At 38.9% G+C, this 25,738-nt stretch carries 18 protein-coding genes; 8 read left to right on the top strand and 10 right to left on the bottom strand.

The window, feature by feature from the left end:
• The first annotated feature begins 70 nt into the window (after positions 1 to 70).
• Both ND2E_RS12515 and ND2E_RS12520 read left to right on the top strand, forming a co-directional pair.
• The gene (locus tag ND2E_RS12515) at positions 71 to 2,458 is read left to right on the top strand and encodes a fatty acid cis/trans isomerase (RefSeq protein ID WP_033093555.1); all 2,388 of its coding nucleotides are present in this window, start codon (positions 71 to 73) and stop codon (positions 2,456 to 2,458) included.
• A gap of 188 nt (positions 2,459 to 2,646) precedes the next feature.
• Positions 2,647 to 4,818, top strand: a complete 2,172-nt coding sequence (locus tag ND2E_RS12520; RefSeq protein WP_033093554.1) for a prolyl oligopeptidase family serine peptidase — start codon at positions 2,647 to 2,649, stop codon at positions 4,816 to 4,818.
• Positions 4,819 to 5,142: 324 nt separating this feature from the next.
• On the opposite strand, the gene recQ is transcribed toward ND2E_RS12520, so the two are convergent.
• Positions 5,143 to 6,978 (bottom strand): DNA helicase RecQ, encoded by a 1,836-nt coding sequence (gene recQ, locus ND2E_RS12525; RefSeq protein ID WP_223303585.1) that lies wholly within the window; start codon positions 6,976 to 6,978, stop codon positions 5,143 to 5,145.
• 245 nt (positions 6,979 to 7,223) lie between these two features.
• On the opposite strand from recQ, the gene rarD reads away from it, so the two are divergent.
• Positions 7,224 to 8,126: an EamA family transporter RarD gene (rarD, locus tag ND2E_RS12530; protein WP_033093553.1), complete on the top strand. Its 903-nt coding sequence runs from the start codon at positions 7,224 to 7,226 to the stop codon at positions 8,124 to 8,126.
• An 82-nt stretch (positions 8,127 to 8,208) separates the two neighbouring features.
• Here the strand turns inward: rarD and ND2E_RS12535 are convergent, their stop codons facing one another.
• The 6 genes from ND2E_RS12535 to lptM all read right to left on the bottom strand — a co-directional run bounded on the left by ND2E_RS12535 (position 8,209) and on the right by lptM (position 14,695).
• Entirely contained in the window at positions 8,209 to 9,468 is a 1,260-nt protein-coding gene (locus ND2E_RS12535; protein WP_033093552.1) for a diguanylate cyclase, read from the bottom strand.
• A gap of 109 nt (positions 9,469 to 9,577) precedes the next feature.
• Positions 9,578 to 11,752: a DNA helicase II gene (gene uvrD / locus ND2E_RS12540; RefSeq protein ID WP_033093551.1), complete on the bottom strand. Its 2,175-nt coding sequence runs from the start codon at positions 11,750 to 11,752 to the stop codon at positions 9,578 to 9,580.
• 152 nt (positions 11,753 to 11,904) lie between these two features.
• Entirely contained in the window at positions 11,905 to 12,678 is a 774-nt protein-coding gene (locus tag ND2E_RS12545) for an HAD-IA family hydrolase (protein WP_033093550.1), read from the bottom strand.
• Positions 12,679 to 12,779: 101 nt separating this feature from the next.
• Complete coding sequence (locus ND2E_RS12550; protein WP_223303584.1) at positions 12,780 to 13,493, bottom strand: DUF484 family protein; 714 nt, start codon at positions 13,491 to 13,493, stop codon at positions 12,780 to 12,782.
• Positions 13,494 to 13,532: 39 nt separating this feature from the next.
• Positions 13,533 to 14,363, bottom strand: a complete 831-nt coding sequence (gene dapF, locus ND2E_RS12555) for a diaminopimelate epimerase (protein ID WP_033093549.1) — start codon at positions 14,361 to 14,363, stop codon at positions 13,533 to 13,535.
• The gene (lptM, locus tag ND2E_RS12560; protein WP_033093548.1) at positions 14,363 to 14,695 is read right to left on the bottom strand and encodes an LPS translocon maturation chaperone LptM; all 333 of its coding nucleotides are present in this window, start codon (positions 14,693 to 14,695) and stop codon (positions 14,363 to 14,365) included. Before lptM ends, dapF begins: the two co-directional genes overlap by 1 nt.
• 417 nt (positions 14,696 to 15,112) lie before the next feature.
• On the opposite strand from lptM, the gene cyaY reads away from it, so the two are divergent.
• From cyaY to ND2E_RS12585, 5 genes are all read left to right on the top strand, one after another.
• Positions 15,113 to 15,433, top strand: a complete 321-nt coding sequence (gene cyaY / locus ND2E_RS12565) for an iron donor protein CyaY (RefSeq protein WP_033093547.1) — start codon at positions 15,113 to 15,115, stop codon at positions 15,431 to 15,433.
• Positions 15,434 to 15,617: 184 nt separating this feature from the next.
• Positions 15,618 to 16,571, top strand: coding sequence for a hydroxymethylbilane synthase (hemC, locus tag ND2E_RS12570; RefSeq protein WP_033093546.1), 954 nt, complete (start codon positions 15,618 to 15,620; stop codon positions 16,569 to 16,571).
• Entirely contained in the window at positions 16,552 to 17,397 is an 846-nt protein-coding gene (locus ND2E_RS12575; protein WP_081962017.1) for a uroporphyrinogen-III synthase, read from the top strand. The genes hemC and ND2E_RS12575 overlap by 20 nt, the downstream gene beginning before the upstream one ends.
• 39 nt (positions 17,398 to 17,436) lie before the next feature.
• Entirely contained in the window at positions 17,437 to 18,834 is a 1,398-nt protein-coding gene (locus tag ND2E_RS12580) for a uroporphyrinogen-III C-methyltransferase (protein ID WP_223303583.1), read from the top strand.
• A complete protein-coding gene (locus tag ND2E_RS12585) occupies positions 18,831 to 20,042 on the top strand; it encodes a heme biosynthesis protein HemY (protein WP_033093544.1) in 1,212 nt (403 codons plus the stop codon). The genes ND2E_RS12580 and ND2E_RS12585 overlap by 4 nt, the downstream gene beginning before the upstream one ends.
• A gap of 65 nt (positions 20,043 to 20,107) precedes the next feature.
• Here ND2E_RS12585 and ND2E_RS12590 read toward each other — a convergent pair whose 3' ends face one another.
• The 3 genes from ND2E_RS12590 to ND2E_RS12600 all read right to left on the bottom strand — a co-directional run bounded on the left by ND2E_RS12590 (position 20,108) and on the right by ND2E_RS12600 (position 25,630).
• Complete coding sequence (locus tag ND2E_RS12590) at positions 20,108 to 20,314, bottom strand: DUF3565 domain-containing protein (RefSeq protein WP_033093543.1); 207 nt, start codon at positions 20,312 to 20,314, stop codon at positions 20,108 to 20,110.
• A 67-nt stretch (positions 20,315 to 20,381) separates the two neighbouring features.
• The gene (locus tag ND2E_RS12595) at positions 20,382 to 21,905 is read right to left on the bottom strand and encodes an FG-GAP repeat domain-containing protein (protein ID WP_223303582.1); all 1,524 of its coding nucleotides are present in this window, start codon (positions 21,903 to 21,905) and stop codon (positions 20,382 to 20,384) included.
• Positions 21,906 to 22,162: 257 nt separating this feature from the next.
• On the bottom strand, positions 22,163 to 25,630 hold the full coding sequence (locus ND2E_RS12600) for a hybrid sensor histidine kinase/response regulator (protein WP_033093541.1): 3,468 nt from the start codon (positions 25,628 to 25,630) through the stop codon (positions 22,163 to 22,165).
• Positions 25,631 to 25,738 lie beyond the last annotated feature (108 nt).

Raw genomic sequence — 25,738 nt, 5'->3', positions numbered from 1 at the left:
GGTAACTTTACAGTATTCATCAACATAGCTTAAACTTAGCTCAATAATATTCAGCTACCTAAGGGTCCTCATGCGCAAGTTTCAATGGCTATTTATTTTTCTATTTCTCTCAGGTTGTGCCACATTAGGCGTTATGGAATTCGACAAGCTGTATGGTCCAAGCAATGTTGATAATAGGCTAGTTCAAGATAAACCGACCACCGCACAAACCTCTCATTTTCACAAAAATATACAACCCATTATCGAAAATCGCTGTGTTGTTTGTCATGGCTGTTACGATGCGCCTTGCCAGTTAAAAATGGAAAGTCGTGCGGGTATTGAACGTGGTGCCAATAAAACCATGGTATATAATGGTGAGCGCTTACTGACTGCTAAAGTAAGCGATAGCCTTAGTAAATTAACTGAGTTGAAAACTGAAAACTTAGAGCCTCTTCGCCAACAGGGCTTTTTTCCGGTACTTAATGAACGACAACAAACAGAGCAAGCGAACACCCAAGCCAGCTTATTCTATCAAATGTTACAACTGAAAAAGCAACACCCTTTACCCGATGAGCCAATACTTAATGATAGCTTTGATGTCTCACTCAATAGAAGCCAGCAATGCCCAACAATAGAAGAGTTTGAGCATTATAAAAATAAGTATCCACAAGGCGGTATGCCTTATGCGCTACCAGCACTATCAACTCCAGAGCATGATCAATTAACTGGTTGGTTAGCTCGTGGCGCGATCATGCCTGATGCCGTACCACCCAATGCTAAAGAACAACAAATGATCAATCGCTGGGAGAGTTTACTCAATGGTAACTCTGCTAAAGAACAGTTAATTGCTCGTTATTTATTTGAACATTTATATTTAGCTAATTTATACTTCGACAAATCACAATCTAGTTATTTTAAGCTTGTTCGTTCGAGCACACCCAGTGATGAAAAAGTAGCCGTTATTACTACCCGCCGTCCCTTTGATTCACCCTATGCTGATGGCAGTCCCAAAGCTACTATCAATAAACCGCAAGTGTATTACCGACTGATCAAACATAACGACACCATTATTGCCAAGCGTCATATGCCCTACCCATTTGGTGAAGCCAAAATGGCGCGTCTTAAAGCTCTTTTCTACCACCCTGATTATCCAGTAACTACACTACCTGATTACCAATTAGCTAACGCTTCTAATCCCTTTAAAACATTTCAAGCGATCCCAGATAAATCACGCTATCAATTTTTATTAGACCAAGCACAATTCTCTATTATGAACTTTATCAAAGGACCTGTTTGCCGTGGACAAATTGCGCTCAATGTCATTGAAGATAATTTTTGGGTGTTTTTCCTCAGTCCTGATAATTTTGACCATTACCCCAGCAAACAGTTCATTGAAGCGAATACCGAGTTATTACAATTACCAGCCGGTACCAGTGATAAAGCCATGTCATTACTTTACTGGCGACAATATGCTAAAAGTCAGCAGGAATATGTAAAAAATAAATTAGCTTATGTAAAAGCGCTTAACTTACAACCAAACCAACTGAACCTTGATTTGATATGGTCAGGTAAAGGAAATCCCAATGCCAGCCTAACCGTTTTCAGACACTTTGACAGTGCTTCTGTATTACAAGGCTTTATCGGCCCAACCCCGAAAACAGCTTGGTTAATTAGTTACCCATTATTAGAACGAATTCATTATTTATTGGTCGCTGGATTCGACGTGTATGGCAGTGTTAGCCATCAACTAAAAACTCGCTTGTATATGGATTTTTTACGCATGGAAGCTGAAAGTAATTTCATTAGTTTTTTACCAAAAGCTGAGCGTAAGGCAGTACATGAATATTGGTATCGTGATACCAGTGACGATATTAAAGACTATATTTTCTCCGATGATTTTGCTCAGTTACCGGAAACAGGCATTAACTATCAAACCAGTAACCATCAAGAAGAGCTGTTTCAATTGATTGCTAAGCACACTCAAAATACTGATGTCAGCCAGTTTAACCTTTCTGCATTAGCACAAAGCGGTAGCGATAAAATTATAGCCAATTTGAGTCAATTGCCTAATGAAAGCGTAGCGCTATTACCCCAGGTGAGTTATGTCATGGTAGCCAATGGCGATAAAAAACAAGTCTATAGTGTTATCAATAATTCCGCGCACAGTAATGTTGCTCATTTATTTTCTGAAGCTGATCGTCGTCTGCCCGCAGAAGATGATTTAGCCATTTTACGAGGTGTGGTAGGTACATACCCCAACGCCTTTTTTAAAGTAGAGCACACCCAGCTTAGTGAATTTGTCCGTACTTTTAATGCCATTAAAAGCGAACAAGATTACCGTCAATTTAAAGACCAATTTGCTATTCGCCGAACAAATCCTAACTTCTGGGCTTTTGCCGATGAATTACACGCTTGGTATAAAAGCAACCAACCGAAATCGGCGGGTTTACTTGATTTCAATCGCTTGGAAAATCGCTAACTGGTAATCTAAAACTCATTAGTAATACCCTGTAACAAAATACTGCCGCTTGTCTCAATACTCAATGAGGCAAGCCATAGTCTTGCTAAAGCCTCTTCTGCTACACTGCTATACGATTTGTAAAATAAATGTAAATAATTCGACATTCATTTACTAACCTAACAGTCACTTCAACAAGCGAGACTCAAATGAAGAAACAAAGCCTTTTCTTGACCAGTATCTTGGTCACTAGCGTATTAGCCGGTTGTACTGGTAACAGTGTTGAGCAAACATCAGATACCGTTGCTTCTGTACAAAAGCAGACACAAAAAATTAATTATCCTGTGACACAAAAAGGTGATGTGGTTGATAATTTCTTTGGCACTGACGTAGCCGATCCTTACCGTTGGTTAGAAGATGATCGTAGCGCAGAAACAGGCGCTTGGGTTAAGGCAGAAAACAAGGTGACATTCGATTACTTGTCGCAGATCCCATACCGTGCACAGCTTAAGTCTCGTTTAGCTGAATTATGGAATTATGAAAAAGTAGGTGCTCCTTTTAAAAAGGGTGATTATTCCTATTTCTACAAAAATGATGGCCTACAAAATCAATATGTCGTTTATCGTCAAAAAGACGGTGGCACTGCTGAAGTCTTTTTAGATCCAAATACCTTTAGTGAAGATGGCACCACTTCACTGGGACAGTTAAGCTTTTCAAAAGATGGTTCTATTGCTGCTTATGCAATTTCTGAAGGTGGTAGTGATTGGCGTAAAATTATCGTTATCGATGTAGAAACAAAGAAAGTTCTAGAGACTCCGCTAATAGATGTTAAGTTTTCTGGTATTTCGTGGTTTAAAAATGAAGGATTTTACTACTCAAGTTATGACAAACCAGAAGGTAGTGAGTTATCGGCAAAAACTGATCAACATAAACTTTATTACCATGTATTAGGTCAACCACAAAAAGACGATAAAGTTATTTTTGGTAATACCGCAGAGCAAAAACGTCGTTATGTTGGTGGCAATGTCACTGAAGATAACCGCTATTTACTTATTTCAGGCGCCATTTCTACATCAGGTAATGACCTTTATTTAAAAGATTTAACTCAACCCAATAGCCCACTCGTGACAATTACCGATAACTTCGATGCCGATACCTACGTCATTGAAAATCAAGGTGACAAATTATTTTTAGTGACTAACTTAGGTGCGCCAAATAAGAAGATTGTGACGGTAAATGCCAAAGCACCAGCAAGTAAAAACTGGACTGACTTTATTGCTGAAACAAATTACGTATTGAGCGCGTCAACTGGCGGCGGCTTCTTCTTTACTGAGTACATGGTTGATGCCATTTCTAAAGTGTACCAATATGATTATCAAGGTAAAAAAATACGTGAAGTTAATTTACCAGGAGTTGGTAGTGCTTCAGCCTTAGAAGGCGATAAAGACGAAGCTACTTTGTATTATTCATTTAGCAACTACAAAACACCAGGCACCATCTATAGCTACAACATAGATAAAGGAAACAGTGACGTTTACCGTAAGTCTGGTGCTAAGTTTGATAGCGATGCATATGAATCAAAACAAGTTTTTTATCCATCAAAAGATGGCACCAAAGTACCTATGATCATTACCTACAAAAAAGGTATTGAACTAAACGGTAAAAACCCCACTATTTTATATGGTTACGGCGGTTTCAATATCAGCTTAACACCAAGGTTTAGTGTTTCTCGTGCGGTATGGTTAGAGCAAGGCGGTATTTATGCTGTTGCTAATTTACGTGGCGGTGGTGAATACGGTAAAAAATGGCACAAAGCGGGGACTCAATTAGAAAAACAAAATGTTTTTGATGACTTTGTTGCTGCCGGTGAATACTTAATTAAGCAAGATTATACCTCTAGTGACTACTTAGCGATTAACGGTGGCTCTAACGGTGGTTTATTAGTCGGCGCAGTGATGACTCAGCGTCCTGATCTAATGCAGGTTGCTTTACCTGCTGTCGGTGTATTAGATATGCTTAGATATCACACTTTCACTGCTGGTGCAGGCTGGGCGTACGATTACGGTACCGCTGAGCAAAGTGAAGAAATGTTCAAATACTTAAAAGGTTATTCACCTGTTCACAATGTAAAAGCCGGTGTAAGTTATCCGGCCACTATGATTACTACAGGTGATCATGATGACCGTGTTGTGCCAGCACATTCATTTAAGTTTGCTGCTGAGTTACAAGCTAAACAAGCAGGCAATGCACCAACACTCATTCGTATTGAAACCAATGCAGGTCATGGTGCCGGTACGCCTGTGTCAAAAACTATTGAACAGTATGCTGACATCTATGCCTTTACCTTGTTCAACATGGGATTTACTGCATTACCGAAGTAACTATACGCTAATTATTTTCGATGTTATCTGAAAAAAGCTGATCTCGATCAAGTACCTGAGTAAATTACTCAGGTACTATTTCATCAAGTTTACTAATTTCAATTTAACTATCTGGAGTAATTTATGGGTTGTTGTGGTGGTTGTGGTGGCGAAGGTCACGACGAGAAAAAAGAGCAAGAACAAGCTCAAGATAAATCAACTGAACAAACTGAAACTGCTGAAAAAGAGTAATTAACTCTCTTTCAACTGTCGTTTGTACAAATGCCGATCAACTATCCTAGTTAGTTGATCGGCATTTTTTTTGCAAAACAACAGTTATTAGTTCTACGCATGCTCTTTAATTAATGCTAGGAAAGGTTGTCCATAACGGGCTAACTTCACGTCTCCAATACCACTGATGCTCAGCATTTCACGTGATGTTTTAGGTTTTATTCGTGCCAATTCAGATAAGGTCGCATCGTTAAAAACAATAAACGGTGCAATATCTTCGCCATCAGCAATACCTTTTCGTAGTTCGCGTAATTTTGCAAATAAAACCCTATCATAGCTTTTTTGTGGGCTTTTCTCTTGCCAATAACTAGCTTTTTGCAGTCGGGGACTGGCTAACATCAAAGGTTCAGGCGCTTTTAATACTACACTTGAAGCTTGCGTTAAACATAGAGTAGATTGTTGTTCGATATCTTGTTGTAAATAACCTAAGTGAATCAGCTGGCCAATAATTGAGAACCAGTAACCCACTGTTTTTCCCTTACCAATGCCAAAGGTAGAGACTTTATCGTGCTCAAGTTGTTTGATATTGTCGGTGAGCTCGCCGCGTAATACCGCAATAACATGATTAATATCGCCTTGTTGTTCAATACGATAAACGCACGATAGTACTTTCTGTGCTTCTACAGTACCATCAAATTGACTTGGTGGATCCAAGCAAATGTCACAATTTCCACAACCTTTTTCGGTATATTCGGCAAAATAATTCAGTACAACTCGCCTGCGACAAGTTTGTGCATCAATAAAAGCATCCATGGCAGCAAAACGCTGCATCTCGACATTCACTCGCTGTGGATTATCACCCTCACTAATGCGTTTTTTAATGCGATTCACATCTTTTTCATCAACGAGGAATAAAGCTTCTGCGTTTAAACCATCACGGCCCGCGCGGCCAATTTCTTGATAATATGACTCTAAAGTTCTTGGTGGTTCAAAATGTATAACATAACGCACATTAGGTTTATTAATACCTAAGCCAAATGCAACCGTGGCAACCACAATTTGAATATTATCTTTGGTAAAGTCTTCTTGTACAATTGAGCGAATTTCATTTTCTAACCCTGCATGATAGGCAGCGCAATTGATGCCACTGGCTGCCAAATATTTTGCTAGCTTTTCCACTTGCCAACGACTATTACAATAAATAATACCGCTATCTTCACCCTTTTTTCTGATATAACCCAACAGCTGCTTTTCGCCATTATATTTTGGCGCTAAGGTAAAACGAATATTGGGTCGATCAAAGCTATCAAGGTGAATATATGGGTTTGGTAGTGCAAGTTGGTTCAAAATATCTTTACGTGTTGTCACATCAGCGGTTGCCGTTAACGCCATCACCGGGACAGTAGGAAAATTTTGTTTTAAACATTGCAATTTGGTATAGGCAGGTCTGAAATCATGGCCCCATTGAGATATACAGTGTGCTTCATCAATAGCGAATAAGCTTAACTGCAGTTGGCTTAAACTTTGTAGGAAGTAATAATTAGTCAGTCGCTCAGGGGCAACATATAACAGTTTAATTTCACCACGGGCTAAACGTGAAAAAATATCATTAATTTCGCTTTGTTCAAGACTTGAATTAATAAAAGCGGCTGAGATACCTTGTCTAGTCAAACCGTCGACTTGGTCCTTCATCAGGGCAATCAGGGGAGATACTACCACGGTCACACCGGGCAATAATACCGCCGGTAACTGATAGCACAACGATTTACCACCACCCGTTGGCATTAACACCAATGAGTCTTGCCCTTGCAACAAACTATTGATAATTTTAGCTTGTCCATCACGAAAACTTTCATAGCCAAAATGATGCTTTAAGGTCTCTAGCAGTAATTCACTATTTTCTTTACTAATGTCGGTTTCGGCTTTTACTGTGGCTACGGAGGAATTCAAGAAGGTGTCGACTAATTTTCATATGAGTAATGGAGCTATTTTAACTCAGCGAAGCCGCTAACACCTAGTAGAGAAATTTTTTTTTATAACTATCTAAAAATCATTACGTTACTTAACTAAAAAAAGGATAGTACTGACAAGTTTACGCGGTGAAACATTATCTCTTCGCTTTAAATCTTTGTACTCCTTAATGACGTGTTATCATCCTCGCTCTTTTTACATCTTAAACAATTAACCAATTAATCATGAGTGCATCAGCCACCAATCAACTTGAAGAAAACAGCAGCCGCAATGGCGCGTTAAGTGCACTAAGTGCCTACCTTTTATGGGGTTTTGCTCCAATATATTTTAAATTACTCTCGGATATTGATCCCGGAGAAATAATGATGCATCGAGTGATTTGGTCAACGGTATTTTTGTTGGTGACGATTATCGTGATGAAGATGTGGCCTCAACTAGTCGCTATTTTCAAACAACCTAAGCTATTATTGCAATTGTCTTTATCGGCGAGTTTTCTCGCGGTGAATTGGTTTTTATTTATCTGGGCTGTAAATAATAACCACTTACTTGATGCCAGCTTAGGCTACTATATCAACCCACTTTTTAATGTGGTGTTAGGTATGATATTTTTTAATGAACGCTTACGCCGTAACCAACTAATAGCTGTTGCTTTAGCTTTTGTTGGTGTAATGATTCAACTCATCACTTTAGGGACTTTGCCAATCATCTCAATTGCTTTAGCAAGTACCTTCGCCATCTATGGCTTAATTAGAAAGAAACTCCCAATCAATTCATTTATCGGTTTATTCATCGAATCGATGCTAATGTTACCCCTAGCTCTCATTTATTGGTTTTTCTTTGTGGAAAGTAGTACCAGTGATCTGACAGTAAATGCCGCCAGCTTAAACGTTACCTTGATCATGGCAGGTATAGTAACAACTGCACCTTTACTGTTTTTTACTGCGGCCGCTAAACGATTAACCCTATCTACCTTAGGCTTTTTTCAGTACTTGGGACCCAGTATTATGTTTTTACTGGCGACATTTTATTATCAAGAAACCATGAAAAGTGCTGAGTTAATCACCTTTATCTTCATTTGGGCGGCGCTAGCGCTTTATAGCCTTGACTCATTTAAAAAACGTAAATAAGTAGCGACTGAGGCACTTGCAAAAAAATAGCGCTTGTTAAAAGCGCTATTGTTTACTCATTGTTTTAACCATTTCAAACTAGTTAATCTTCTAAGTCTGCACCAAAAACAACTATTTGGTTTCGACCATTTTCTTTTGCTGCATATAAGGCATTGTCGGCTTGATTCATTTGCTTAGAAAATTCATCTTGGCTATCAAAAATCACACCCAAGCTTAACGTTATGGATATGCTTGTCTCGCCAAGAGGAATAGATGACACTGCAATTTCACGCCTAAAGTCATCTAATTTGGTATACAAATTATCTGCATCTAAGCCATGTAACAGTACTGCAAATTCCTCACCACCTAAACGTGCAGTAAGCCCTGAGCCAAAATGCTTACGCATATACAGTGCAATCACTTTTAAGACCTGATCACCCATATCATGGCCATAGGTATCGTTTACCTTCTTAAAGAAATCAATATCTATCATCGCTAAACAGTAAGGAACATTTTTATTGGTATATTCTTTAATGCGCGTCTCTGCATTGCGGAAAAATGCGCGACGGTTAGCAAGATCCGTTAAATAATCGGTATTCGCTGCATGCTGAATTTTAGCGATGTTATTTAAACTTTCAATGTTTTGTGTAATACGACAATAAAATTCTTCAGGACAAAAAGGTTTCCGTAAAAAATCATCGGCACCATTTTTTATAAAACGTGCTGAATGAATACCATTGTTTGCACCTGAAATACCTATCACGGCTAATTGTTCTCGCGTATAAATACGGCGAACTTCATTGGTTAACTCAATGCCGTCCATTACCGGCATTTCTAAATCCGTAATGATCATTTTAATATTTTTATGTTGGGCAAGCTTCTCTAGCGCTTGCACCCCATTGTTAGCGGTAATAACATTAAAATTTCGGCGCTTTAATAACTCCACCACATGATTTCGTGCTGAAGAGGAGTCATCAACCACTAAAATAGTATTTTGATTGTTAGTTTGCTGCCAATGTAATACTCGCTTTAAATACAAAAAGGCTTGGCTATTTTCTTTTGGAATATAATCAATAACGGGTTGTGACAAGATTTTCTGTCGCGTCTCATCATCCATTTTCCCGGTCATAACAATACTTGGAATGCCATGAGACAAAACACAGGCGATTGCTTCACCATCAAGCGCGTCTGGTAAAGCGTAATCAATAGTCGCCGCAAAAAAATCGGCATCTGTTGATAAGATATTTTCTACCTGCGCTAAATCAGTAGCAATGACCACATCAAACTTTAACGAACGCGCTATCTGTTTGATAACGGTTGCTATAGGTTTACTGTCTTCTACTATTAATAATCTTTGAGACATCTCACTACCTTCTGATTTTAATTTTTATCAATCGTGCTAATTTTTGGCTGGTAGCTTCAATACTCAACAAGTACTCAATAAATGAGTTCTTGATAAAATCGCTAAACAGTTACATTGCTTGTAAATTGGCGTATTCCACCACGAGCCACTTACTACCAACATCGGCGAAATTTACCTGAATTCGTGATTGAGCACCACTACCTTCGTAGTTGAGTACCACACCTTCACCAAACTTAGCATGTTTAACCTGCTGCCCCAACTTAAAACCTGTATTTTCAAAGGTTTCAAGTGTAAAGGTATTTGAAAATTTGCCGACTTTGCTAGGGCGTGTTACTTGAGATTGCATACGAATTTCTTCGATGCACTCTTCGGGTAATTCACGTAAGAATCGACTCGCTTTATGGAATTTTTCTTGTCCATATAAACGGCGACTTTCTGCATGACATAAATAGAGTTTGCTCATTGCTCTGGTCATGCCAACATAACACAAGCGACGTTCTTCTTCTAAGCGGCCAATCTCTTCAACCGACTGTTGCGAAGGGAACATACCTTCTTCCAGACCCGCGATAAAAACTAAAGGAAACTCTAAGCCTTTAGCTGAATGCATTGTCATTAACTGTACTGCCGCTTCAAACTCATCTGCTTGAGACTCACCTGATTCTAATGCCGCATGGGTTAAAAATGCCGTTAACGGTGTTTGTTCTTCTGCTAATTCGGGATCGCTTTCAAAGGTTTGACATGCGGTGACTAGCTCATTTAAGTTTTCTATACGCTGCGCTGCACGCTCGCCTTTTTCAGCCTGATACATCGCCTTCAAACCACTGTGGCTGATAATGAAATTCGCCTGCTGATCTAAATCTAAGTTGGCGGTATCATCTTCTAATTGTTCAATAAGTTGAATAAAAGCCGTGATAGTTTTAGCGCCTCGGCCCTTTAATTGCTCTGCTTGTATCATTTGCTGACAAGCTTGCCAAAGCGTGACTTCTGAGCCACGCGCTGCATCTCTTACCAGTGATAATGTTTGGTTACCAATACCACGCGTCGGGGTATTAATAACACGTTCAAAGGCAGCATCATCGTCACGATTATTAATAAGGCGCATGTAAGCAAGCGCATCTTTTATTTCTTGTCGTTCGAAGAAGCGTTGACCACCATAAATTCGATAAGGTAATTGCCCCTGCAATAATGCTTCTTCGAGTAAGCGTGATTGTGCATTTGAGCGATACAATATGGCAACTTCATCAAGTTTACCGCCATCATCACGCCATTGTTTGATGCGACCTGCGATAAAACGCGCTTCATCAATTTCATTAAACGCAGTATAAATGGAGATTTTCTCGCCTGCTTCACCCTCCGTCCACAGCTCTTTACCCATGCGATTGTTATTATTGCAAATTAATTGGTTAGCAGATTTCAAGATATTAGCGGTTGAACGATAGTTTTGCTCAAGGCGAATCGTTTTAGCCTCATCGTATTCTTGCAAAAAACGTTCAATGTTCTCAATTTTAGCACCACGCCAGCCATAGATAGATTGGTCATCATCACCAACAATCATCACCTTGCTACGAGCTTTACCCAGCATAGTCAGCCAAGCATATTGAATAGCATTGGTATCTTGAAATTCGTCTACAAGTATATGAGCAAAACGTTGCTGATAATGATCTAATAATGCGGGGTTTTTCAGCCATAGTTCATGAGCACGTAAAAGCAGTTCAGCAAAATCAACTAAACCGGCTCTGTCACAAGTTTCTTGGTAGGCTTTATAGACTTTAACAAACAATTCTTCCGTTGGGTCGAACTGAGCATCAATATGTTGAGGGCGTAAACCTTCATCTTTTTTACCATTGATATACCAAACAAATTGCTTAGGTGGCCATTTTTTCTCATCAAGTTCTAGCGATCTAACAATTCGTTTGATTAGCCGTAATTGATCATCACTATCAAGCACTTGAAAGCTTTGCGGTAAATTAGCTTCTTGAAAATGCATTCTTAATAAACGATGTGCCAAGCCATGAAATGTACCGATCCACATGCCGTGGGTATTACCATTGGTCACTTGTTCTACACGAGCACGCATTTCTGCCGCTGCTTTGTTAGTAAAAGTTACTGCTAAGATACTGTGCGATGAAATTCCTTCAACTTGCATCAACCAAGCAATACGTTGTACTAATACTCGAGTTTTTCCACTGCCCGCGCCCGCTAAAATAAGCATATTTTGTTTGGGGGCTGCAACAACCTCACGCTGTTTATCGTTAAGAGAGTCGAGTAATTCTGAAACGTCCATAGGAGTAACCTTTAATGAGGGGGGCGTAGTCTATTGATGTAGATCGCAGTGCTAAATAAAAAGCAAAAGTATATCACCAATTGAGAGAAGGCGCTGCGCTTTACTGTGTTTTTTTACAGTGCCCCATTCAATGGTCTTAACCTACTAAATACTTAAGTTTTTTGGGAGAGTAGCTGTGATAAGTCACTCACTTGGGCTAACTCAACATGAGGTATTTGCTGCAAATTTTTACCTACACCGTATTGTGGTAACCAAGCAGTTTGGCAGCCAGCATTTAACGCACCATGAATATCAGCAAAACCACAGTCGCCAACATGCAATAATTGTTCAGGTAAAATATCAAGTTGCTGGCAAACTAAAGAAAACATATCAGTTTCAGGTTTTTGTTTTAACAAATGTTCATTTTTATCATGCGTAGCTTGTTGAAAGCCGGCATGGTAAATATGCTGAAAATAATGATCAATACCCAAAGTTTTAGTATCTACATTACCATTACTGATTGAAACCAACGGAAACACTCGGCCTAATCTAGCTAAAAGCTCATGGCTTGCTTTAGGTACGGTGAAGTCACTGCGCAAGTTAATAAAATAGTCTACACCTGCTTGTGCTTCGGTTATTGCCTCGTCTCCAGAAAGACCATGCACTAACAAACCTAAACGATAACTTTCAAACCGTAGTCTTACCACATCATGAGAAATATTCGGTTGTGCTTTTATTGCTTGTTGGCGATATGGCGCCCAAAAGCGTCGATTAAAAACCTGCTTTGGCTCAGATAAAAGTTTAGGTGACCAAATTGCAAACTTTTCCGTGAAATAGTCCGTCATCTTGTTTTCAACCGCCTGCATGATAGGGCGGTTATTGTATAAGGTGTCATCTAAATCAAAACTGATGGCTTTAATCGTGGTTAAACGTCGGTAAAATTGCATAGTTTCACATAATCCTTAGAATTATTACAACGCTGGGTGTTGCGGTAATTATTGAGTGGCTTAGTCTTTTCTGCTGTAAGTAGATTAACTCTTCAAAAAAGTTATATCGATAGCTGTTGGTGCAATAACTTAGCGACCAAACGTTTAAATTGGTTAAGTAACAAGGTATCCATACGCGGATCAAAGTGGTGAGCATCTTCGCTACCAATAGCTAAAAAGCCAACCGTTTTTTCATTATGCACTAGCTTAATTAACACAACTGAGCCAGAACATGGCTTAGCAAAAATAAGATTTTGTTCACTTTCTTGCAAGCGGCCAAAATAATACTCGTCGTTAGTTAAGCGATTTTGCATCACACCAGCACAATCATTAGTCGACAAACTGTGGTGAGCAACTTCAGTGTTATTGCCAGGAACTAACCACAATTTGAACGAAGATAACGATAGTAGTTCCGTTGTCGCTTGATGTAAACAATCGAGTAACTCTTCCGCTGATTGGCAATCAAGTAAACGTAAATACAAATCACTATAAAGTACAAATAACTGCTCGTTATGGTTGGCTACCGACATTAACTGGGTGATTTCATCTTCTAACACATACACTTTTTGACGAAGCTGTTGTTGCTGACGTTCGACTAACGAAACAGTACCACGTTGCTCATCATTGAGCCGTAAGCCGGTCATCAAAGCATTATTGCGATTAAAAAATTCAGGGTTGTCTTGTAAGTAACTGACCACTAACTCATCCGTTAATGGAATATCATCACTATTAATAGCTTGTTGTACGTCATTCATCTTGCTAGGTTCTTCTTTCATGTGGTCGCTAATATAATTGGGAAAAATAGCCGATTAGGCTTAAATGGATATTTGACCATCAAATACGTGTGTTGCAGGTCCAGACATTTTCACGGGATGACCTGGTCCTTGCCAAAATATACGGAGTTTGCCACCTGGCAGTTCTACGGTAACTTGTTTAGCAAGTTTTTTCTGCATATAACCGACAACAACCGCTGCACAAGCGCCACTACCACAAGCTAGGGTTTCTGCTGCGCCACGCTCATAGACTCTTAATTTAATATAATTAGGGCTTACGATTTCCATAAAACCAACATTGGCATCTTCTGGGAAGCGCTCATGTATCGATAATTCTTGCCCGAGGGTTTCGACATTCGCTTCAGCAACACTGTCTACGGTCACAACACAATGAGGGTTACCCATTGATACAGCGCCACATAATACGGTTTCGCTTTCACTACGTAGAATATAGGTGCCTTCAGTTTTTTGCGCGGTAAAAGGAATTTTTTTCGGTTCAAATTGTGGCACTGGCATAGTAACTGAAATATTGCCATCACGCTCTATGTGTAAATTCATTTTCCCCGTACTGGTCGAAACTTTTATTTTATGCTTATTACATAAACCTTTCATACGGACAAACTTGGCAAAACAGCGAGCGCCATTGCCACACTGCCCTACCTCACTACCGTCAGCATTATAAATACGGTAATGAAAGTCTAAGTCGGGATCATAAGGCGGCTCAACAACTAATAACTGATCAAAACCTACGCCAAAATTTCTATTGGCAAATTTAGTAATTTGTTCGGGCGATAAAAAAACATTTTGCGTGACATTATCTAGCACTAAAAAGTCATTACCTAAGCCGTGCATTTTGGAAAAATTGACTAACATTATTGTGACTCTTTAACTGGATCTGTTGACTGGCTTGTGGCTGCTTCTGTTTGCTCAACTGACTGTTGAACTGCTTGTTTCTTTGGGGAATCATTAAGCGTTGTCACGGGTTGCGATTCAATATCCACACCTGTGCTTTCATTTTGTTTTTCAACACCTTGCGTTGCCACTTCATTTTTTGGAGAAACGGCTTGTTCAGGTGTTTGATATAAATCCCCTTTAATACCACAGGCAGATAAAAAAGTGATGGCAACACAGGCCAGTAAAATTGATTTAAGCTGTAATTTTTGCTCTAGCTTTTGCTGTAAGTTATGAAGTCTATTGGTACACATGATGCTTTTTTGCCATGAAAGTCGTTTAAATCAAGCTTTTTAGCGTAACTTAACCGCTCTGTATCTATATTTATTTTGTCTGATTGCTATTATACTCACATGCTTATCAACATATATACCAATTCTAATAAGTTTATTCTCACTCAGCGAGACTTAAAAGGCTTAGAGGCAAGGCATTGATTGAGGATAATAATCATTTTATTATTGAAATTAATAACGCGGTATATAAGCCTTTTAAACTCGCCCTTTGGGAGTTTTTCAGCGTTAAGATAATCGCACAGAACATTTTTAATATAGAATAACTATATACAAAAAATTCTGTTTATTTTCACAACGCTGACAAGCCCTGAAAGAGAACTAACTGAATAGACTTGGTATCTACTCACTTAGACAAATAATGTATTTAAAGGATAAGCAATGAACGATAGCCAATACAACTTGATTGCCGACGAACTCCTTCTCGCTATAGAAGAGGCGATTGAAGACTCTGGTGTCGACATAGATTACGAAGGAGTTGGTGGATTATTAACGCTAACTTTTAAAAATAGCAGTAAAGTGATAATTAACAAACAAGCACCCTTGCATGAAATATGGGTAGCGACAAAATTCAACGGTCACCATTTTGTCTGTAATAATGATATTTGGACAGATAAACGCAGTGGTGAGGAGTTTTGGCAGTTTTTATCAAATGCCGTAAGCACACAAGCTGAAACTGAATTGACACTTTCAGCGCAGTAATACCAATGAGATTAATTAAGAGGTTAAATTTTAATTAAAATAAATTTTCAAGAACAAGGCGCTTAATTGAGTAATAGCTGGCTATTGGGATTGAAAGCAACGATGTTATTGACTATTTAGATCATTTAAATAAATCACATAGTTAATTTTATTGGTATAAACATTATATATTTGGATAAATCGAATGAATAACACTACAGTACGAATTGCCACACGTAAAAGCGCCCTCGCCTTATGGCAAGCAGAATATGTTAAAGCGCAGCTTGAGCACTTTCATAACGATATTAACGTTGAATTAGTTCCTATGACAACGAAAGGCGATATTATTTTAGATACGCCTTTAGCTAAAGTCGGTGGTAAGGGTTTATTTGTTAAAGAACTTGAAGTCGCAATGCTTGAAGGCCGTGCCGATATTGCTGTTCATTCAATGAAAGATGTTCCTGTTGATTTTCCTGAAGGTTTAGGGTTAGAAGTCATTTGTCCTCGTGAAGACCCCCGCGATGCTTTTGTTTCTAATACCATCAAATCATTAGGCGATTTACCACAAGGCGCTATTGTTGGTACGTCAAGTTTACGCCGCCAGTGTCAATTAAAAGCAAGCCGTCCTGATTTAGACATTCGTGATCTACGCGGTAACGTAAACACCCGCTTAAGAAAATTAGATGAAGGTGAATACGACGCCATTATCTTAGCTTCTGCTGGCTTAATTCGTTTAAAAATGAGCGAACGTATTGCGCAGTTCATCGAACCTGAAGATATGCTTCCTGCAAACGGCCAAGGTGCTGTTGGCATTGAATGTCGTAATGATGATGAAAGAATTAAAGCACTTTTAGCGCCATTAGAATGTGGCACTACACGTATCCGTGTTCTGGCAGAACGTGCAATGAATAAAGCGCTTGAAGGCGGTTGTCAGGTACCTATTGGTAGTTATGGCGTTATTTCTGCTGATGGCAAAAACATTCACCTACGTGGCTTGGTTGGCGCAGTCGATGGCAGTGAGATGATTGAAAGTGAAATCACTGGCCCTGTTGAAGAAGGTGAAGCACTCGGCAATAAGCTCGCACAAGAATTACTGAGCCGAGGTGCCGATAAAATTTTACAGCAAGTTTATTCAGAAAATGATATCGAAAACAGATAATTCTGCTAAAAAATTGTCTCAAGTAACATCGCTTGAGACATCGATAAACGAGCAGGCTTTACTTGCACCAAGTAAACCACTGAGGGTCTTAATTACCAGACCTAAAGCTAAAGCTCAGCAACTTGCCTTGTTACTTACTCAACAAGGCATCATTAATACCAGTCAATCTCTATTTGATTATCAACGTAACGCCAGCGCTCACGATATAGCTAAAGCAATAGACCATGCAGAGATACTGATCTTTGTGAGCGTTGCCGCCGTTGAATATACTCACGCCAGCTATCCGCTGTCTAATGACTTATCTCAAACCATTTTTGCTGTTGGCAATGCCACCAAAAAAGCACTGCAAGCAATAGGTATTAGCACCATTTTATCACCACCTCCTCAACAAGAGCACAGTGAAGGTTTACTTAAACTGCCACAATTGTCTAAAGTTATAGGTAAAAGGATAATCATTTTTCGTGGCAATGGTGGACGAGAACATATTGCTAACAGTTTAACGCTGCGCGGTGCAGAGGTTCAATATATAGAAAGTTACCAACGTGTATGGCGAACATTAACGAGAAATATCGCTGAGCAATGGCGAGCACAAAAAATTAACTGTATTGTCATTACCAGTAACGATATATTAATAGCATTACTAAAGTACCTAACCACTGCAACTAATGACATAGATGATTATTGGCAATCACAATGTTTATGGCTAGTGGTCAGTGATCGTATTGAAAATAATGCCAAAGCTTTAGGTTTAACACGGGTCGTTAATACCCATAGTGCTAACTCTCAAATACTCTGTAATACGTTACAAGCACTTTCTGGTTCGTAAGCCTATTTACACTAGTAAACAACGATGGAATATAGAATTATGTCGGATAATGAAGTCTCTAACAATAAACGATCGGATAATAGCGACACCGAGAAAAAAGAGGCCGCTACACTCTCATCTGGTACCAGTACCACTAAAACTTCAGCAACAGACAATAAAAATGCTGAGACTAAAAAGGCCGCTATTACAAAACCTGAGCCTAAACAATCAACGACCAATACCGCGACGAAGAAACCTTCCCCATCAAGCACTAAAGTTTCAGCAGACAAACCTTCTAATAAAACGGCGACTATTGCCTTAGTCGTTGCCATCATTAGCATTTTTGCGTCTGTTGGTCATTATCTTTGGCAGCAGCAACAAACTAGTGCACAACTTTTAACACTGAATCAACAAAACCAACGCGCAATAGAACAAGGTCAGGCGCAACTAAAAAGTAATTTAACGGCTGAATTTAACCGCCAATTACAGCAACAGAATAGAGCGACCAGTCAATCGCAGATAAACGCTAAAAAGGCACATTCTGATAGTAACTCTCAACTACAGCAATTAACGGCTCAATTCGGTCAATTAGAGCGAAAAATGAGCTTACGTCAGCCTAATGATTGGTTAATACATGAAGCTGAATACCTAGTTCGCGTAGCCGCTCGAACTATGTGGTTAGAGCGAGATACAAAAGCCGCAATCAACTTACTGCGTGATGCCGACAATCGTCTAAAAGCATTAAATCAGCCTAAATTTTTACCTGTACGGGCATTAATTAATGAAGATATTGAAAGCTTAGCGTTAATGCCAACCTTGCAAAATCAAGAAGCTATTTTGACCTTGATGGCTCTTAACAAACAAGTACCCACCTTAATGCTCGCAGGGGTAAATTTAGCTGAAGCCCTAGATCAAACGGAAGAAGAACTTGCTTTGTCTGATAATATCGGTGATTGGCAAGAAAATTTAGCCAAAACTTGGAATCAATTTCTCAAAGATTTCATCACTGTACGTAGAAGAACCGGCATGGTTGAGCCTTTAATGGCACCTGATCAACAGCAACATTTAAAGCAAAATTTGAGTCTAAAAGTACAGCTTGCCCAATGGGCGGCGAGCGAACAAAAAGAAGAAATTTATCAACAAACATTGCTTGATATTCAGCAATGGTTAAATGAGTTCTTCGATATGAACTTACCAGTAAACGAAAGATTCTATCAATCAGTTGAGCAACTCAAGCAACAAATCATTTATTATGACTACCCGAGTGATTTACGTTCGTTAGCAGCCATTAAGCGTTTACTGCAAGAGTCAAAACAAGGAGCGCGACCGGAAAAACCTAAATCAGCAAAAGCTACCGTAAAGCCAGCTAAAAAGCAGCCCGTAGAAAAAATTATAGAGCCTTCATCCGAAGCCAAAGCTAACCTTGAAAGCGAAGAAGAGAGCGGAGGTCAGTTATGATCCGCATTATTATTGCCTTGATTATCTTTTTCAGTGTGATGGCAATAAGCCCTTTTTTAATTGATGAAAAGGGTTACATTCTTATTGCTATGGGTAATACCACCATTGAATTAACCGTATTATCAGCTGCTATTATGCTGACGCTACTTTTCATTGCGCTTATCTTCAGCTTAAAAATATTACGTGGCGGCTTAAACTTTAGCTTTGGTACTTGGAATAAGATAGCTTTCGCCGGACAACGCCGCGGTATTGCTAACTTCAATAAAGGTTTAGCTGCGTATATGCTAGAGGATTATAGCCAAGCAGAAGCATTATTTGCTAAAAGTGCAATTCCATCAAAAAGAAAGCAGAGCGCTTATCTACTTGCTGCATCAGCATCAGCTAAGTTAGATCTAAGCAGTAACACCAATCACTATTTAGCTTTACTTGAAAAAGAAACCGTTAAACTTAAGGATGTTGGTTTAGAAAGTATCATTATTAATATTAAGCTATTGATGAACCAAGATAAGTCTGAAACCTACGCTAAAGCCCGTGCATTAATCGATGAAAACCACAAACAAATTGGCCATGATGCTCGCTTATTAGCGCTTGAAATTGACTTATGTATCATTGAGCAACGCTATGCAAAGGCCTTGCACTACATGCCAGCAGCGCGCAAAGAAAAAACGATTACCGATGATACCGTTCATAGTTGGGAGCGAGTCGCCTATTACGGCAGCTTTAATGAAAGTATCAAGCTGCATGATAGCAAAACTTTGCATGATAATTGGAGTGGTCTCAGCCGTAAAGTTAAACAGCGAGAAGCGGTATTATTTGCTTACTGCAAAGTATTAGCCGAGAACGAAATCATCGAACCTTTAAATAAGTTATTGGTACCACTTTTTAAAAAGTCCCCCAGTAGCGACTTTTTAAAACAAATCCGTAACTTACCCATTAAGCGAGCTGATGAGTTAATTGCCATAGTACAAAAACAACTTCATAAGGATATCCATAGCGGTAAATGGCTGAGTTGTTTAGGCCATTTAGCGATGAAAAGTGACCAATATTCTATGGCAGAAAAAGCATTTGGTAGCTTATTAAAGCTAGAACATGAAGAATACGGAGTGCAGTACGACCGTCAAGATTTACAAGCATTTGCACAAGTACATAGTAAACAAGGGCAATTTCAAGCAGCTGATGCTATGTGGTCAAAAGCAAACACCTTATAAATAACAACAGGTTCTTGCTAAGTTGCTATTACTAAGCAAATGCTCAACAAGAACCTGACACTAGGTTAAAGCTTATCCTTAGGTGCTGACTCATCACACTTCTTACATTGTAACAAATGACCTAACATGCCCTGACGCCCCTCGAGCGAAATTACCCAAGGGCGATTGATAAAAGGGGGATTATGTCTCACATGTTGAAAATGACCACAGGCAAGTTGAGCCACCCAATGATTTTCTTCATCTTGATGATAACCACAAATGACTTGTTTCATAATTAATAAACTACGCTAGCATCGCTGGTTTGCGGTTATTTTACGGAATGATAGCAAGCTTACAAATTTATTGAGAAAAGAGCACCTTAAACTGCTTAGCTTTATCTTCACCATCAAGACGAGAGAACTTCATCAATAAATCATCTTTACCATCACCATTTAAATCTTTCACCATCACTAAACTGCCATCTTTAGGAAGGGTAGTATCGTAACTGACACTACGTTTTTTAAATGATTTTTTCTTCTTATTGGGTTTTATACCTAGATATATTTTCAATTCATCATCGTCATTCGATAGAACAAGTTCTTTCAGTCCATCGCCATTTAAGTCTGCTAACTCAACAATTGGGCTACCACTTTGCCCTGAGGTTAAGCTAAAAGTCAATTCCACGCCTTTTTTAATTGCCGGTCGGGTTGGAAACTTGTCATCTTTGTTCATTTTGAAAACGTAAACATCTTGATCAATCCCCCCAGTAACTAAAGCTCCAATTATTTGCGATAGACCAATATCAAAACCCGCAAGCAACACCTCAAGTTTGTCATCATTATTAATATCAACAAACTCAAAACCGGTTAATGTACCTTCTGCGTGAATAACACTATCAGCCTCATTTGCATAACTTAAAGCAGCTTGCTTTTGATTTCCGAGAAATATTTCATAATCATTTACACGATCAAGTACACCAGAAGTTTTAGTATAACGCACAACCATATCAGTCATACCATCACCATTCACATCTCGCAGTTCTTCAATTTTCCTATATTCCAAATCACTTTGATCTAATTGTTCACCGCTTTCATCTCGCTTATTCCACCATTCAGTGCCACTGATTGCTTTATTAATCGCTATACGTGTCGCTTCTTTAGTAAAATGGCTCGTTCCGTATTGTGAGTAAACAAGCATTTCACCATCCCCCACCACTAAAATATCCGTTTTACCATCAAAGTTCACATCACTAAAATATAACTGAGTTTCGGTGTAACTTGCTCCTGCAGATAAAACACGGACACTAGGTTTTATTGGCAATGTTTGCTTAGCAAAGGTATTTAATCCTTGCCCTATAAATACATGCGTCTTATTAAAGTCAGCAATAATGACATCATCAAAATCATCATTGTTTAAGTTTTGAATAAAGTTGCCTCGACTAATAAAGTCAGCCTGTTCTTTAATATAGAGCGAGTCAATTTTTGCCAGTCGCTTAAACTTATTATCTTGGTACTGGAATAAAGAATCGGTAGAAAGGAAATATAATCTTTGCTTATCCTCAGCGTTTTGCTTACTCAGATCAAAGCGATAAAACTCGGTAGGTACAATCACTTTTTCTGCAATAACAAATTGTTTAGCCGTATGATCTAACTGATATACCATTAACCAACGATTGCTTTCTTCATCAACAGAAAAAGTTATCAGTTCAGTTCCATCATTTGGGAGAACATCTGCTGCAATAATTTCTTGAGTAAGTTTGTACGGTGAATTAATAATAATTTCATTAAACTCAACCGCTTTTGAATTGCTTGCTACTGCTAGTGAAGAGGTTACACAACTCAAAGCAGCAAGTAAGGTAAACAAGGTTCTATTGTTATACAACAAAAGTAAGCTCCATATGATAAGAATGACAATCTACAGCCGTTCCCAATAAGGTGTCAATTTCAGCGTGTTGACGTTAAGGAACGGTTATATAGAACTCTAATTACCATTAGAGTTCCCTAACGTTCCTCAATATATAGCACATAGCGAAGTTATAACGCAGTAAAAAAGCTGTTACATAATATGTAACAGCTTTAATTTTGCACTCTTTGTTATACCGAAAATACCGTTGATAATATTATATTATCAACGGTGTTAGCCTAACTGTAACCGACATAATCCGCTTGTAATTTTTTAGCGAGCATAGCACTCATCATTGCCCTTAACGCTGCGGGTTTAACTAGCTTTCTCATATATCCCACATCCATACTTTGAGCCTTTTCTTCAATGCCTAATTCTGTTGTCGCTGTGATTAATATAGCGGGTAATGAATGATGACATTGACTACGTAAATCACTGATTAATGTTAGACCATCAACTTGCTCACCTGTGGGGTCATCTGCTTGATAACCCAATTGATAATCCACTAATAAAATATCTATTTCTTGACTATGATTCGCAAACTCTTCTAAAGCTGTTTCTCGAGAATCCGCCGCAAGAATATTGCATTGCCATGCTGAGAGTAACTCAACCATACCACTAAGGACATCCGGATCATTATCAATACATAAGACGGTAATGTCTTTTAGCGCTACATTAAAGCTTGGACTACTATTACTACTTTGTATTACCGGTTCAGCTTGTTCTACCTGCACAGAAAATTTACAGCCTTGCATTGCTTTTGATTGCAAACTTAAGGTGTGCCCCAATAACTGCGCTAAACTTTGCGTGATATTCAATCCTAAACCTAAGCCTCTTCCAGCTTGATTATTCGGTGTATTCAGTTGAGTAAATTGCTCAAATACCACGACCTGTTTCTCTACTGGAATACCTGGCCCATTATCTAAAATCTGAATAATCACTTGGTTATTAAAGACTCGAGCGCCCAATAATACTTTACCAGGACTTGCATACCTAAAGGCATTACCAACTAAATTTTGAATGATACGTCTTAATAAGTGACGATCTGACTTCACCCACACCTTACTCACAGCCAAACGGAACTCTACTGACTTCTCAATAGCAAGCGCAGAAAATTCTTGTGCTAAGTCTTCAAATAATTCATTCAGGGCAAAAGCTTGAATGTTAGCCTTGATATTGCCACTTTCTAATCGAGCAATTTCAGCTAAATCGGCTAATAAATCATTAGCCGCTTTGAGCGAGCGATCAATATTCTCGACTTGCCGTTGTTGATCTGAGGTTAAATTATTTTGCTCTGATAATGCCGAAGTAAATAATCTTGCCGCTTCTAGCGGTTGCATTAAATCATGGCTACAGGCATTTAAGTACTGGCTTTTTTTCAAATGCGCTTGCTCTGCTTTCTCATGTGCTTTCGCCAGCGCTTCATTTGTTTTCGCTAGCGTTAACGTACGCTCATAAACACGAGTTTCAAGATCAAGGTTTGCTTCTTTGAGTACTTGCTCTGCTTGCCTATAAGCAGTGATATCAGAAAACAACATGACAAAGCCACCACCTGGCAGTGGGTTACCTTCAATACGAATAGTTTGACCACTGACTTGTTGACGCTCTGAGCTATGTGGACTGCCTTTACGTAAAAAATCTAAACGACGCTCTACCTGTGAATCTATATCGCCCGAGCCACATAACCCTCGTTGCACATTATGGCGTATAAGTGCTGATATAGGACTTCCCATATAAACCAATTCTGCAGGGTATTCGAATAAATCTAAGTATTTTTTATTCCAAGCAACTAATCGTAGCTCATCATCAACAATCGAAATGCCTTCACTGGCATTTTCAATAGCACTTTGCAGTAAATTTTGAGAAAACTCTTGCCGCTGACTTGATGCATCTTCAACAAGTACCGCCAGCTCTTCAAGTGCAAGATCACGGCCATCTAAAGCAGAAGAAAGTACTAATCGTGCTGAAGATGACCCCATAACAGTGGCTAAGGTATTCTCAGTATGCTGAATAAGCTGTTGGTTATAAATGACATTACCTAACTCTTTTTTATCATGCGTTGATAAAAAAGAATTAAAATTTGCATGCGCTTTTTCTAAACCAACAAAACGCGACGCTAATAACTCTAACTCACTGACATCAAGTTGTCTTTTTTTCTCTACTTTTAATAACTTAGGCGATTGCCACTCTAAAAACAATGATGCTTGAACACGCTCTTGTACACTTTGTCTACTAATTTGCGACAAGGCCCACATGACAATAATATTGGCGCCTAAACTAAATAGGGTAGCTGTGGTTTTAACAGGTAAAAAGCCTTCTGCAAAAGGCGAAGCGTATAAACCAAACTGCGGTAAAAAGTTAAGGCTTAACCAGAGAATAAAGCCAACTAAGATTCCTGCATAAACGCCCATTAAACTGGCCCGACGCCAATAAAAAGCTGCGATTAAAGCAGGGGTTAATTGAGCGAATGCGCCAAAAGCCACTTCACCTAATGAAGAGAGTGTATCTGGAGAAGCCATGATGAAAACACCATACCCCAATAAGATGACAAACAAAGCCAAGAATTTTCTTATATTCAACAAACGATTGCGAAAATTATCATAATCGGTTTGTGCTACTTTTTGGCGACGATAAAGTAGTGGAAAAACGATTTCGTTACTTAGCATAGTACTTAAAGCAATCGACGAAATAACAACCATAGAACTAGCCGCTGAGACAGCACCTAAAAAGGCAAATAAGGTCAACCACGTTTGCTGAGTAACATCAGGTAAAAAGAGTACATAGGTATCAGAAGGCACAGTATTGCCAAGTAGCATTTGACCAGCCAAACCGAGAGGTACTGCAAAAAAGGCAAAAATTAAGATATAAATTGGAAAAACTCGACGACTTAACCAAGTATCTCTTTGATCTTTGAGTTCAACGACCATGACTTGAAATTGCCTCGGTAAAGACAAAAATGCCGCCATGACAATCACCAACAAAGCAAACATCGAGGTAACATTATCTATCGTTAATTGCTGCTCGAGTAATTCATTAGCATTGGCCTGTTGCCAAATATCAGCTGGTGAGTCGTATAAAACAAAACAAACAAAAATACCTACGGCTAAAAAAGCGGATATCTTTACTAAAGACTCAAAGGCAATTGCTAACATCACACCTGGATGTCGCTCAGTAACATCTATATGTCTAATACCGAATAACACCGTAAAGAACGCTAAAACAAGACTAACAACTAAACCTATGTGCCAACTATTTAAACTTTGATCTATTTGAAGTTGTTGAAAGGAGTACACCATTGCTTTTAGTTGCAGCGCGATATAAGGCATGGTGCCAACGAGTGCAACTATGGTGACCATAATAGCAAGGTTATGCGACTTGCCAAATCTAGCCGCCAATAGATCCGCAATCGAAGTTAAATGAAGCTTTAAACTCACGCGAATAATACGTTGAATAAAGGGCCAAGCAAAAACAAATAATAGAATAGGCCCTAAATAAATAGGTAAATGAGACAGTAAACTAGTTGATGCTTGCCCAGTTGTGCCTAAAAAACTCCAAGAGGTACAATAAACGCCTAAGGTCAGCGCATAAATAATACTCTGTCCCTTTCTCGCCAACTGATGTCGGTATCGGTCACCTAGAAAAGCAATTAAAAACAATAGGCTGATATAAGCCAAACTTAACAACACTAATTGCCAATTAGGAAACATAAACACTCACTACTTTTGTTATATACCAAATGGATTTATAAATGAGTTCTATTGGTATTATATGACGTTACCACAATGTGGATTCCCCAATATACCTAAGGTACCTAA

The sequence above is a fragment of the Colwellia psychrerythraea genome, from assembly GCF_000764225.1.
In the GTDB taxonomy this organism is placed as follows: domain Bacteria; phylum Pseudomonadota; class Gammaproteobacteria; order Enterobacterales; family Alteromonadaceae; genus Colwellia; species Colwellia psychrerythraea_D.
The sequence above is the reverse complement of the archived record's forward strand: the minus strand, read 5'-3'. Positions and strand labels throughout refer to the sequence as shown.

Coding starts and splice junctions, on each gene's coding strand:
- dapF (WP_033093549.1), bottom strand. CDS start 14,363: ATGTTAGTCAATTTTTCCAAAATGCACGGCTTAGGTAATGACTTTTTA.
- lptM (WP_033093548.1), bottom strand. CDS start 14,695: ATGTGTACCAATAGACTTCATAACTTACAGCAAAAGCTAGAGCAAAAA.
- ND2E_RS12535 (WP_033093552.1), bottom strand. CDS start 9,468: ATGTCTCAAAGATTATTAATAGTAGAAGACAGTAAACCTATAGCAACC.
- ND2E_RS12515 (WP_033093555.1), top strand. CDS start 71: ATGCGCAAGTTTCAATGGCTATTTATTTTTCTATTTCTCTCAGGTTGT.
- uvrD (WP_033093551.1), bottom strand. CDS start 11,752: ATGGACGTTTCAGAATTACTCGACTCTCTTAACGATAAACAGCGTGAG.
- ND2E_RS12575 (WP_081962017.1), top strand. CDS start 16,552: ATGATATCGAAAACAGATAATTCTGCTAAAAAATTGTCTCAAGTAACA.
- rarD (WP_033093553.1), top strand. CDS start 7,224: ATGAGTGCATCAGCCACCAATCAACTTGAAGAAAACAGCAGCCGCAAT.
- ND2E_RS12545 (WP_033093550.1), bottom strand. CDS start 12,678: ATGCAATTTTACCGACGTTTAACCACGATTAAAGCCATCAGTTTTGAT.
- ND2E_RS12520 (WP_033093554.1), top strand. CDS start 2,647: ATGAAGAAACAAAGCCTTTTCTTGACCAGTATCTTGGTCACTAGCGTA.
- cyaY (WP_033093547.1), top strand. CDS start 15,113: ATGAACGATAGCCAATACAACTTGATTGCCGACGAACTCCTTCTCGCT.
- hemC (WP_033093546.1), top strand. CDS start 15,618: ATGAATAACACTACAGTACGAATTGCCACACGTAAAAGCGCCCTCGCC.
- ND2E_RS12550 (WP_223303584.1), bottom strand. CDS start 13,493: ATGAAAGAAGAACCTAGCAAGATGAATGACGTACAACAAGCTATTAAT.
- ND2E_RS12600 (WP_033093541.1), bottom strand. CDS start 25,630: ATGTTTCCTAATTGGCAATTAGTGTTGTTAAGTTTGGCTTATATCAGC.
- ND2E_RS12590 (WP_033093543.1), bottom strand. CDS start 20,314: ATGAAACAAGTCATTTGTGGTTATCATCAAGATGAAGAAAATCATTGG.
- ND2E_RS12585 (WP_033093544.1), top strand. CDS start 18,831: ATGATCCGCATTATTATTGCCTTGATTATCTTTTTCAGTGTGATGGCA.
- ND2E_RS12580 (WP_223303583.1), top strand. CDS start 17,437: ATGTCGGATAATGAAGTCTCTAACAATAAACGATCGGATAATAGCGAC.